This window comes from Marinobacterium sp. xm-g-48, from assembly GCF_013282925.1.
Taxonomy (GTDB): Bacteria; Pseudomonadota; Gammaproteobacteria; order Pseudomonadales; family Balneatricaceae; genus Marinobacterium_E.
On the sequence record NZ_WBYQ01000001.1, the window covers coordinates 59,932 to 72,042 of the forward strand.

General features: G+C 50.7%; 11 protein-coding genes. 6 read left to right on the forward strand and 5 right to left on the reverse strand.

The genetic code is table 11. The features are described from left to right. Positions 1-2 precede the first annotated feature (2 nt). Positions 3-734, reverse strand: coding sequence for a 16S rRNA (uracil(1498)-N(3))-methyltransferase (locus XMG48_RS00310; RefSeq protein WP_173480079.1), 732 nt, complete (start codon positions 732-734; stop codon positions 3-5). A gap of 118 nt (positions 735-852) precedes the next feature. Continuing rightward, positions 853-2,043, reverse strand: a complete 1,191-nt coding sequence (metK, locus tag XMG48_RS00315) for a methionine adenosyltransferase (protein WP_173480080.1) — start codon at positions 2,041-2,043, stop codon at positions 853-855. 229 nt (positions 2,044-2,272) lie between these two features. Between metK and tkt the strand changes: the two genes are divergently transcribed. The 4 genes from tkt to fba are packed head-to-tail and all read left to right on the forward strand — an operon-like array spanning position 2,273 to position 7,622. Further along, a complete protein-coding gene (tkt, locus tag XMG48_RS00320; protein ID WP_173480081.1) occupies positions 2,273-4,267 on the forward strand; it encodes a transketolase in 1,995 nt (664 codons plus the stop codon). A gap of 48 nt (positions 4,268-4,315) precedes the next feature. Then, entirely contained in the window at positions 4,316-5,338 is a 1,023-nt protein-coding gene (locus XMG48_RS00325; RefSeq protein ID WP_173480082.1) for a type I glyceraldehyde-3-phosphate dehydrogenase, read from the forward strand. 21 nt (positions 5,339-5,359) lie between these two features. Then, a complete protein-coding gene (locus XMG48_RS00330) occupies positions 5,360-6,526 on the forward strand; it encodes a phosphoglycerate kinase (RefSeq protein ID WP_173480083.1) in 1,167 nt (388 codons plus the stop codon). 31 nt (positions 6,527-6,557) lie between these two features. Continuing rightward, positions 6,558-7,622, forward strand: a complete 1,065-nt coding sequence (gene fba, locus XMG48_RS00335) for a class II fructose-bisphosphate aldolase (RefSeq protein WP_173480084.1) — start codon at positions 6,558-6,560, stop codon at positions 7,620-7,622. Between the two features lie 47 nt (positions 7,623-7,669). On the opposite strand, the gene XMG48_RS00340 is transcribed toward fba, so the two are convergent. After that, the gene (locus XMG48_RS00340) at positions 7,670-7,999 is read right to left on the reverse strand and encodes a hypothetical protein (protein WP_173480085.1); all 330 of its coding nucleotides are present in this window, start codon (positions 7,997-7,999) and stop codon (positions 7,670-7,672) included. Between the two features lie 96 nt (positions 8,000-8,095). Between XMG48_RS00340 and XMG48_RS00345 the strand changes: the two genes are divergently transcribed. Then, positions 8,096-9,079 carry a serine/threonine protein kinase gene (locus XMG48_RS00345; RefSeq protein ID WP_173480086.1) on the forward strand — a complete coding sequence of 328 codons (984 nt, stop codon included), beginning with the start codon at positions 8,096-8,098 and terminating at the stop codon, positions 9,077-9,079. Here XMG48_RS00345 and dbpA read toward each other — a convergent pair. Both dbpA and XMG48_RS00355 read right to left on the reverse strand, forming a co-directional pair. Continuing rightward, a complete protein-coding gene (gene dbpA / locus XMG48_RS00350; RefSeq protein ID WP_173480087.1) occupies positions 9,076-10,461 on the reverse strand; it encodes an ATP-dependent RNA helicase DbpA in 1,386 nt (461 codons plus the stop codon). The two genes, XMG48_RS00345 and dbpA, sit on opposite strands and share 4 nt — an antisense overlap. A 51-nt stretch (positions 10,462-10,512) precedes the next feature. Next, complete coding sequence (locus XMG48_RS00355) at positions 10,513-11,355, reverse strand: NAD-dependent protein deacetylase (protein WP_173480088.1); 843 nt, start codon at positions 11,353-11,355, stop codon at positions 10,513-10,515. Between the two features lie 76 nt (positions 11,356-11,431). Between XMG48_RS00355 and XMG48_RS00360 the strand changes: the two genes are divergently transcribed. After that, positions 11,432-12,103, forward strand: a complete 672-nt coding sequence (locus tag XMG48_RS00360; RefSeq protein WP_173480089.1) for a 2OG-Fe(II) oxygenase — start codon at positions 11,432-11,434, stop codon at positions 12,101-12,103. Positions 12,104-12,111: the final 8 nt, after the last annotated feature.

Sequence of the window (12,111 nt, forward strand, 5' to 3'; positions counted from 1 at the left end):
TTTTATGAGAAGTCACCCCAGAGGTAGTTTAGTACCGATGCCGCTGCGACGGGGGCGGTCTCTGTGCGTAATATTCGACTGCCCAGTAACCAGGGCTTAAATCCTTTTTGCAGTGCCAGCTCGACTTCGCTCTCTTCTAAACCACCTTCCGGTCCAATCAGCAGTGCCACGCTGGAGGGTCTTGGCTCACTGTTGAGCGATGTGAGCTCAAGGTGTGGATGAAGAATCAGTTTTAATTCAGCATCACTCTGTTCGATCCACTCTGTCAGTGACAGAGGAGCGTTTACGCTCATCGGCTTAGCCCGAAAACTCTGTTCGCTGGCGCTGATCGCGATCTGCTGCCAGTGAGCTGATCGCTTCTCTTGGCGATCGGCTGTTAGTTTGACCTCGGAACGATCCGTGAAAAGGGGGGTCAGGCTTTGTACTCCCAACTCTGTCGCTTTTTGCACGGCATAGTCCATGCGTTCACCGCGCGAAAGTCCCTGCCCAATATGAATGTCGATCGGGGATTCGCGATCATTCGGGTCGGCCGCAATGATCCGCACACTGGATTCACGCTTTGCCACGCTCGATAGCTCGGCCTGATAGTCAAAACCATCACCGTTGAATAGTACGAGTTTGAACCCTTGCTTCATACGCAACACTTTCACTAGGTGATTGTGAGCGGCTTCTGGCAGTTCAATTTCTGTTCCGGTGCTCAGTGGTAGGTCTAGGTAGACAAGGGGTATTCGCATACTGATTCTCTGGTTACTCTGCCACTGATTATGCCATGACAATTAGGGTGCGTCAGGCTGGATTTAGACACAAAAAAGGGCAGGCTTTCGCCTACCCTTAGCCACTATTAGTTGGCGATTAGACGCCTGCAGCTGATTTTAACGCGTCTGCTTTATCGGTCTTCTCCCATGGGAAGGCCGTGAAGGTGTCATCACCAACGGTCATCTCAAATGGATCACGACCAAAGTGACCGTATGCCGCTGTCTGGCGGTACATAGGGTGCAGTAGATCTAGCATGTTTGTGATTGCGTACGGGCGCAGATCAAAGGTCTCGCGAACCAACTCGATGATCTTCTCATCCGAGATCTTGCCAGTGCCGAAGGTGTTGATTGAAACTGAGGTCGGTTCTGCAACACCAATCGCGTAAGAGACTTGAATCTCACAACGATCTGCAAGGCCTGCAGCGACGATATTCTTAGCCACATAGCGACCTGCATACGCTGCTGAACGGTCCACTTTTGATGGATCTTTGCCCGAGAACGCCCCACCACCGTGACGTGCCATGCCGCCGTAGGTATCAACAATGATCTTACGACCCGTCAGACCACAGTCACCGACGGGACCGCCGATAACAAATTTACCGGTTGGGTTGATGTGCAGCTTAGTGCCAGCATGCAGTAGATCAGCTGGCAGAACATGCTTAATGATCAGCTCTTGAACCGCTTCCTGAAGATCTTTCTGGGTGACATCTGGATTGTGTTGCGTCGAAAGAACAACCGCATCAATCGCGACCGGCTTACCGTTTTCGTAACGACAAGTCACCTGAGATTTCGCGTCTGGACGCAACCAAGGCAGCAAGCCTGATTTGCGGGCTTCTGCTTGGCGCTCTACAAGACGATGGGCAAAGGTAATTGGAGCAGGCATTAGAACATCGGTTTCGTTCGACGCGTAGCCGAACATCAAACCCTGGTCACCGGCGCCTTGATCTTCAGGTTTCGCACGATCAACGCCCTGAGCGATATCCACAGACTGTTTACCGATGATGTTGATCACACCACAGGTATCACCATCGTAACCTACATCTGAAGAGGTGTAGCCGATGTCATTAATCACGTCACGAACAAGATCTTCAAGATCAATCCAAGAGGTGGTGCTGATCTCACCAGAGACAATCGCAACCCCGGTTTTCACCATGGTCTCACACGCCACTCGTGCGTACTTGTCCTCTTTTAAAATCGCGTCTAAGACTGCATCAGAGATCTGATCGGCAATCTTATCTGGGTGCCCTTCTGAAACTGATTCAGAGGTGAAAATCGAATATTCGCTCATGAGTAAATCCTATGGGTTAGGTCGAGCCGCACATGCACAGCTCTCAAAATGTGGCAGCCATTGTAACCGGTTAAGAGTCGAGTTCTAAGTAAAAAGAGCTCTTCTTCGATGAAACCTTTGATCATTACCCATGAAATTGAGTCATTTTAGCTAATGTCATTTGAATCTAAGCCCCGTCTGCGAGAGAATTTACTCCTCAATTTTTAATACCCCCCGCAGGAGTAGATTAATGTCATCTCGCCGTGAGTTAGCCAATGCGATCCGCGCATTGAGCATGGATGCTGTTCAGAAAGCCAAATCTGGTCACCCAGGTGCCCCAATGGGAATGGCGGATATTGCCGAAGTACTCTGGAATGAGTTCATGAAGCATAACCCAAGCAACCCTCACTGGTTTGATCGCGACCGTTTCGTACTGTCAAACGGCCACGGTTCGATGCTGATCTATTCCTTGTTGCACCTAACCGGTTACGACGTCAGTGCAGAAGATCTGGCTAACTTCCGCCAACTGCATGCTAAAACGGCGGGTCACCCAGAGTATGGTTACTGCCCAGGCGTAGAGACGACGACTGGGCCTTTGGGGCAAGGTATCACTAACGCCGTTGGTATGGCTGTCGCTGAGAAGACACTAGCGGCTCAATTCAACCGCCCAGGCCATGAGATTATCGACCACCACACCTACGCATTCATGGGTGATGGCTGTCTGATGGAGGGTATCTCACACGAAGCTTGTTCACTAGCGGGTACTCTGGGTCTTGGCAAACTGATCGCATTTTGGGATGACAACGGCATCTCGATTGACGGTGAGGTTGAAGGTTGGTTCAGCGATGACACGCCTGCACGTTTTGAATCTTACGGCTGGCAGGTGATTCGTGGCGTTGATGGTCACGATGCGGAACAGATCATTGCTGCTGTTGAAGCAGCTCAAGCGAACGAAGATCAGCCAACGTTGATCTGCTGTAAAACAATCATCGGCTTTGGTGCGCCAAACAAGCAGGGCAAAGAGGATTGTCACGGTGCACCTTTAGGTGACGACGAGATCGCTTTGGCTCGCCAAGAGTTGAACTGGCCACACGCCCCATTTGAGATCCCAGAAGAGATCGCAGAGGGTTGGGATGCACGTGAAGCGGGCAGTGTTCTTGAAAACGAGTGGAACGAACGCCTTGCAGAGTACTCTGAAGCCTTCCCTGAGCTTGCAGCGGAGTTGATGCGTCGCCTGTCAGGTGAGTTGCCTGCCGATTTCTCTGAAAAAGCGGATGCTTGGATTGCAGAAGTAGCTGAAAAGGGTGAGACCATCGCGTCTCGTAAGGCTTCGCAAAACGCTCTTAACTCACTAGGACCTATCCTGCCAGAGTTCTTAGGTGGTTCTGCCGACCTAGCAGGTTCTAACCTGACACTGTGGTCTGGCTCTAAAGCAATTAGCGCTGATGATGCGAGCGGTAACTACCTACACTACGGTGTGCGTGAGTTTGGTATGAGTGCGATCATGAACGGCATCGCACTGCACGGTGGTTTCATCCCATACGGTGCGACCTTCCTAATCTTTATGGAGTACGCTCGTAACGCGGTTCGTATGGCGGCTCTGATGAAGCAGCGCGCTATCTTTGTTTACACTCACGACTCTATCGGTTTGGGTGAAGATGGTCCTACTCACCAACCGGTTGAGCAGGTAGCTAGCCTGCGTATGACGCCTAACATGGAGACATGGCGCCCTTGTGACGCGGTTGAATCCGCTGTGGCTTGGCGTAACGCGGTTGAGCGTGCCGATGGTCCAAGTTCATTGATCTTCTCGCGTCAGAATTTGCCGCACCAATCTCGCAGTGGTGATCAGATCGCAGCGATCTCTAAAGGTGGCTACATCTTGCAAGATTGTGCCGGCACACCGGATCTAATCCTAATCGCGACAGGTTCTGAAGTTGAGTTGGCTATGGCATCAGCCGAAGCACTGACAGCAGAAGGCAAAGCGGTTCGCGTAGTCTCTATGCCATCAACTGATCGTTTTGATGCTCAGACTGCTGAGTACAAAGAGTCTGTTCTACCGGCTGCGGTTACAGCTCGTGTAGCGATTGAGGCGGGTATTGCAGACTTCTGGTACAAGTACGTTGGCTTTGGTGGCGCGATTGTTGGTATGGAATCCTTTGGTGAATCTGCACCGGCTGGCGAGCTCTTCAAGCACTTCGGCTTCACGGTAGAGAATGTTAAACAGAAGGCGCTAGCCCTCGTTTAAGTTGATCACGCTGGTTTTTAACCGGCGTTTTACTCTCTGAGAGGTGAGATGAGCTACCGAATAGCGATTAACGGTTATGGTCGAATTGGGCAGTGTCTGCTCAGGGCTCTGTTTGAGCGTGGCTTAGAGACTAAGCTTCAACCCATTGCGATTAATGAGTTGGCTGAGCCTGAGACGGTCTCCTATTTGACGCGTTATGACACGACGCATGGCCGCTTCCCGGCACAGGTGTCTCTTAAAGATGATCAGCTAGTTATTCGTGACCACGCCATCCAAATCTTAAATACTCCCAAGCCCGACCAACTCCCTTGGCGTGAAATGGGTATTGATCTGCTGATGGAGTGTTCTGGCTCGTTCAGTGACCGTCAAACAGCTGAGTTGCATCTGAAGCAGGGGGCCAAGCGCCTACTCTTTTCACAGCCCGCTACGGCTGAGGTAGACGCTACCGTTGTGTTTGGCTTAAACCAAGATTCAATAAACGTGAATCATAAAGTGGTCTCAGCCGCCTCCTGTACGACCAATTGTGTGATACCTATATTAGATCAGCTCGATAGGCATTTTGGCATTGAGCAGGGTGTGACCACGACGATTCACTCGGCGATGAATGATCAGCCAGTGATCGATGCTTACCATCACACCGATTTGCGACTAACCCGCAGTGCTCTGCAGTCGATTATTCCGGTGGATACAGGGTTGGCAAAAGGGATCGATCGCCTACTGCCGTCGCTGGAAGGGAAATTTAAGTGCCTCCATTTACGTGTGCCAACCCTTAATGTCTCACTGATGGATATGTCGATCAGCTTAGAGCGTGACACCACTGAAGAGGAGATCAACCAACTCTTTAAATCGCTCTCTGAAGGTCCGTTAAAAGGGTTGTTGGGATACACAGAGGAGCCGCATGCATCGACCGACTTTAACCACGACAGTCGCTCAGTCGTTGTTGATGGCACCCAGACTCGATTGTCCGGCAAGCGTTTACTGAAGCTGGTCTGCTGGTTTGATAATGAGTGGGGCTTTGCCAACCGAATGTTGGATATTGCTGAGCATTGGCTCGCACTGAAACAGAATTAATTAAATGATTGGAGAATAACAATGAACGTAAAACTGATGAAAGATTTGGATCTTGCAGGCAAACGCGTATTGATTCGTGAAGATCTGAACGTTCCTGTTAAAGATGGCAAAGTCACTTCCGATGCTCGTATTCGCGCCTCACTACCGACCATTCAGCTAGCGCTTGAAAAGGGTGCAACAGTGATGTTGATGTCACACCTTGGTCGTCCAACCGAAGGCGAATATGAAGAGCAGTATTCACTAGCCCCTGTAGCGGCCCACTTGGAAGGTCTGTTGGGTCGTGATGTTCCACTGATTAAGGATTGGGTTGAAGGTGGCTTTTCAGTAGAGCCGGGTCAGGTCGTTCTTCTAGAGAACGTTCGTTTCAACGCGGGCGAGAAGAAAGATAACGAAGAGCTATCTAAGAAGATGGCCGCGCTTTGTGATGTCTATGTCATGGATGCTTTCGGTACCGCTCACCGCGCACAAGCATCAACTCACGGCGTGGCACGTTTTGCGCCAATCGCCTGTGCAGGTCCACTGCTAGCGAATGAGCTTGAAGCTTTGGGTAAAGCACTAGATAACCCAGCGCGCCCATTGGTGGCTATCGTGGGTGGCTCAAAAGTATCTACTAAGCTTGAAGTACTTAACTCACTCTCTGAGAAGTGTGATCAGCTCATCGTTGGTGGTGGTATCGCCAACACCTTCTTGGCTGCAGCGGGCAAGCCCGTTGGTACGTCACTGCATGAAGCCGATCTTATTGATACTGCGAAAGCGTTAATGGCTCGCTGTGAAATTCCAATTCCATCGGATGTCGTGACAGCGACTGAGTTTGCAGAGAGTGCGGAAGCGATTACGAAGTCAGCGGACGACGTCGCCGACAATGAAATGATCTTGGATATTGGTCCAGAGACTGCGGGTCAGTTGGCACAAGTATTGCAGAATGCCGGTACCATCATCTGGAACGGTCCAGTAGGCGTGTTTGAATTTGATCAGTTTGGTAACGGTACGGAAGCGTTATCAAGAGCGATTGCTCAAAGTAACGGCTTCTCGATTGCAGGTGGCGGTGATACTTTAGCGGCAGTAGATAAATATTCTATTGCAGATGATGTATCCTACATCTCAACAGGCGGTGGTGCTTTCCTAGAGTTTGTTGAAGGTAAGGTACTGCCGGCAGTCGCTGTGCTTGAAGCACGCGCTAACGGTTAACAGCAAACGATTAATAGCAAATAGGTAAAAAATGGCTCTTATTTCAATGCGACAGCTGCTCGATCATGCAGCAGAGTATGGCTACGGCATTCCAGCGTTCAACGTGAATAACCTGGAGCAGATGCGCGCCATTATGGAAGCAGCTGATCGTGCCGATGCCCCTGTCATCGTGCAAGCCTCTGCCGGTGCGCGCAAGTACGCGGGCTCTAACTTCCTTCGCCACATGATCTTGGCAGCGATTGAGGAGTTTCCACACATTCCTGTCTGTATGCACCAAGATCACGGCACAAGCCCAGCAGTCTGTCAGCGCTCCATTCAACTAGGCTTCTCATCGGTCATGATGGACGGTTCACTGGGTGAAGACGGTAAGACACCGACCGACTACGACTACAACGTTGAGGTGACTCGTCGTACCGTTGAGATGGCTCACGCATGTGGTGTCTCTGTCGAGGGCGAGCTTGGCTGTCTGGGCTCACTAGAAACGGGTGAGGCTGGTGAAGAGGACGGTATCGGTGCAGTCGGTAAGCTTAGCCACGATCAGATGCTGACTGACCCTGAAGAGGCTGCGCAGTTTGTGAAAGCGACTCAGGTCGATGCGCTTGCCATTGCAGTGGGTACTTCACACGGTGCTTACAAGTTTACTCGCCCACCAACAGGAGACATTCTTGCCGTTGATCGTATTCGTGCGATTCACGAACGTATTCCTGGTACTCACCTTGTTATGCACGGTTCATCTTCCGTGCCACAAGAGTGGCTAGAGGTGATCAACCAGTTTGGTGGTGAGATTCCTGAAACTTACGGTGTTCCGGTTGAGCAGTTGGTTGATGGTATCAAGCACGGCGTGCGCAAGGTCAACATCGACACCGATCTTCGTCTAGCGTCGACCGGTGCTGTGCGTAAGTTCTTGGCTGAAAATACCGCTGAATTTGACCCACGTAAGTATCTAGCGAAAACGATTACAGCGATGTCTGATATCGCTTACGCGCGTTACGATGCTTTTGGTGCGGCGGGCAATGCTAGCAAGATCAAAGCGATCAACCTTGAAGATATGACAGAGCGTTACCTCTCAGGTGAACTGGACGCAAAAGTGAATTAATCCAAGTTCACTGGATATCAAGGAGGCTTAGGCCTCCTTTTTTGTCTCTAGTGTATGGATTCTGTATGCAACTTACTCCAGGGCTCGGTGATGTCGTACCAGATGACCGCACTGAAATACTCCATCTGTCCCGCTTCTAGCTGCTCATAGTTCACTTCAAAACTGTGTAGCGTTTGTAGGCCCTGTTGGTGGGTATGATGATCGACGATCTGAAGGGATTGCCACTCTCGCTGCAGTCCCATCTTGCGCAGGTGTTCACCCAGTAACTCCAGTAGATCAGAGTTGCCATTGATCGTTGAAGAGTAGACGACGAAAGGGGTCTCTGGCCAGCCTGTCCCCTCGGTTATGTTGAGCTGATAATCGGTTGTTCTGCGCATGATCTGATCCTTAATTGAATATAGTTACGTTTCATCACGCTGAATCGATTGGCGCAATGATAGAATACCGTCATAACCGAACGATGGAGCCATAAGATGGACAGCAAAACCCCCTTCTACTCAATGACGCCTGATCGTGTCATCGATGCGGTTGAGTCTCAGGGGTGGCTGAGTGATTTCCGTATTCTTGAGTTAAACAGTTACGAAAACCGCGTCTATCAAGTTGGCATCGATCAAGCTGAACCCTTGATTACCAAGTTTTACCGCCCGAACCGATGGAGTGATGCGCAAATCCAAGAGGAGCATGATTTCTGTTTTGAGTTGGCTGATGCCGATATCTCTGTCGTTGCACCCCTTAAAAACAGCGAAGGAGAGAGCCTGCTCAACTTTGATCAGTTTCGTTTCACCCTCTTTCCACGACGAGGAGGAAGGGCTCCTGAACTGGATGATCCTGAACACCTTTATCAGTTGGGTGTCGCTCTGGGCCAAATACACGCAGTTGGCGCAGCTAAGCCGTTTAAAGAGAGGCCCTCTTTAGATGTCGATAGCTACGGCTGGCAGAGTCGAGAGTTGCTACTGTCTGAACATATTCCACAGAACCTCCGTGCAGCCTACGAGTCGATCTCACAAGAGGTGCTCGAGAGGGTAGAGCAGCGTTTCTCAGACTATTCAGACCTTGAATCCATTCGTGTGCACGGGGATTGTCACAGTGGCAATGTACTTTGGCGTGATGATCGACCGCACTTCGTGGATTTCGATGACGCGCGTATGGCTCCCGCTATTCAGGATATCTGGATGCTTTTGACGGGCGAGCGCCATCAGATGGAGATGCAACTGAGTGAAGTGATTGCCGGCTATGAAGAGTTCTTTGAGTTCAATCCTCGCGAGCTCAACCTTGTAGAGCCACTTAGAACACTCAGAATGATGAACCACGCTGCTTGGATCGCAAAACGTTGGGATGACCCCGCTTTCCCCAAAGCCTTCCCATGGTTTAACACAGAGCGCTACTGGGGTGAGCATCTGCTCGATCTTAAAGTGCAGCTCTCAGCCCTCGATGAGCCTGTACTGAAACTGCTTTAGATCTTACGAGCTCGTGCTGGCTTCCCTTTAAGAGGACGCTGGCGCAGGATCTCGACAGCACGATCAGCCAGTGTTCTTGGCACGGCTACGTAGCTGTTGAAGTCTTGTACGGTAATGTTGCCGATCTGATCGCCTTTGATCTCTTTTGTTGCGGTTAGAGCACCGACAATGTCTCCGGGGCGAATCTTATTCTTGCGACCCATTGAGATCGCAATGGTGCGCAGGTTCGATTGCAGTTTAATCACATTGTTAATCTGTGGGCGGGGCATCGGTTTAGCTTCCAGTGACAAACCAACTGCTGTATTGATCTTCTCTAAACGGAATCCATCTTTAGCGCCGACCAGAGAGATGGCTTGGCCCTTACGACCAGCACGGCCAGTTCGGCCACAGCGATGTGTGTAGACAGCTGAATCTCCGGGCAGGCTGGCATTGAGTACCAGATCAACCGAGTCGATATCCAAACCACGTGCGGCAACATCCGTGGCGATCAAAAATCTTAAAGTGCCGTTACTGAAGCGAATCAGTACCTGATCACGATCACGTTGTTCCATGTCACCATGCAACACGCCCGCTTTTAGACCGTAAGAGCGTAGCTCTTGCCCTAACTGGTTACAGCTCTCTTTGGTATTACAGAAGATGATGGCGGATTCCGGCATTACGGACGTCAATACCGCCAAAGTGCCTTGCCCCATTTGAGTTCGATCGCACTGGTAGGCACGATGCTTAATCGTGCTGATATCGGGATCTTTGGCAGCGATGCGCACCTCTTTAGGGTTGCGCTGATACTCTTTACTCAGTGCTTGGATGTTCTCAGGGTAGGTAGCCGAAAACAGAAGTGTCTGGCGATCTTTCGGCATTTGGCCAAGGATACGATCTAGGTCATCTTGGAAACCCATATCGAGCATACGATCCGCTTCATCAAACACCAGTGTTGAGACTTGTGATAGATCGAGAGTACGTTTGCGCAGGTGATCAACGATTCGCCCCGGTGTACCGACGATGATGTGTGCTCCGTGCTCTAGTGAACCAATTTGCGGGCCGATAGGTTGGCCACCGCAGAGTGATAAGATCTTGATATTACCGGGGTGGCGCGCGAGTTTACGAAGCTCATCGGCGACCTGGCCGGCCAATTCGCGTGTTGGGCATAGCACTAACGCCTGAATGCAGAAACGTTTGGGCTCTAGGCGCTCCACCAGTGGCAGACCAAAGGCCAATGTTTTACCACTTCCCGTGGCCGCTTGTGCAAGCAGATCAGTACCCTCAAGGCTGTAAGGAAGACTTTCAGCTTGGATCTCGGTCATCGACTCGTAGCCGATCGAAGCCAAATTGTTTAACTGGCCTTCAGAAAGGGGGAGGGATTTGAACGATTTAGATTTGCTCACGGGTATGCCTTCAACTTGATAGTGCGCGAAGTATACCAGAGCTGATATCAACTAGCGCCAATCTATTCCAAGCAGATTAGCGACCTCTTCAAGGGTGTGATTAATCTCAGCATCGATTTTGAGGTCTAGCATCTCATCGGCACGAGTCACTCCTTGCGTCAGCGCCGCTTGTGGAATCTGTTGTTGCCGTGCATGGCGGTTAAAGCGAAATCCGGAGAACACCTGTAGTGAAGTGCCAATACAGAGCAGCGCATCTGACCCCTCCAAAGCATCAATCGCACTGAAGACCGTCTCCTTGGGAACGTTATCGCCAAAATAGACCACTCGTGCCTTCATGACGCCACCACAATCAGGGCAGTTCGGCACATTGAAGTGACTAAAGTCGGCTTCAAGGTCAGCATCCCCATCGGGTCTTGGCGACGAGAGCGGGACGTTAAACTCTGGATTTTCACGACGACACCACTGGTGCATCTCGTCTCGGGTAATCTCATGATCACACTCAATGCACGCCACAATATCAGCACGGCCATGCAGATCGACCACCTTCTGGCTGCCCGCCTTTTGATGCAGACGATCGACGTTTTGGGTCACCAGCAGTTCAACGAGGTTCTGCTTCTCAAGTGCGGCCAATATTTTGTGTGCGTTACTCGGCTGAGCATCACGCATGGTATGCCAACCGGCTAAACTTCTTCCCCAGTAGCGTTGGCGTACCCCCAATTGACTGATGAATTGACCATGCTGCACCGGTGGAGGCGATTGCCAGTTACCCTCCGCATCGCGATAAGCCGGAATGCCTGAGCCAGTACTGATGCCCGCTCCCGTTAGTATGAACAGTTTTGGGTATCGCTCTATAAAGTCGGCCAGCTGTTGGCTCTGAGGGTTAAATTTTGTCATCAATTGCTTTCTAAATGCTTGCTTATTCTCTGATTTAGGCATGAAATGCAGATCTTATCTTTTTGAGTTCATCCCTATGTCACCTGCTCAACCCCTAACTGAATTGCAAACCTATGCAGATGAAGAGGTTCTATTTGAACAGATCGCCAATAACCTGCAAAGCCAGGGCTATGCAATCTGCCCAGCGTCACTGCCGATTGAGCTGGGGCAGGAGATCTGTGAACAGTTATACGGGCTAGATGAAACTGAGTTCACTGCCGCGGGTATTGGTCGTCAAGATCAGCACATGCACAATGAATTTGTGCGAACGGATCGTATCTGTTGGTTTACAGGCGAGACTCCGACAGGTGCTCGCTGGTTAGCTTGGGCAAATCGGTTACAAGGCTATTTGAACCGTCGTCTATTTCTGGGCTTGTTCTCATTTGAAAGCCATCTGGCTCACTACAGTGCTGGTGACTTCTATAAGCGTCACTATGATGCGTTCCGAGATCAGCGTAACCGGGTGCTGTCGTTGGTTGTTTATCTCAATCCAAATTGGGGTCCGGATGATGGCGGTGAGCTGGTGCTTTACCAAAATGATGCAGATACCGAAGGACTTAAAGTCACCCCATTAATGGGCACGGTCGTTCTGTTTTTGAGTGAAGAGTTTCCCCACGAAGTGTTACCGGCACAACGAGACCGCTACTCCATTGCGGGCTGGTACCGCGTCAACGGTACAACCCCAGATCGAGTCGATCCACCTAGATAAAAAAACGG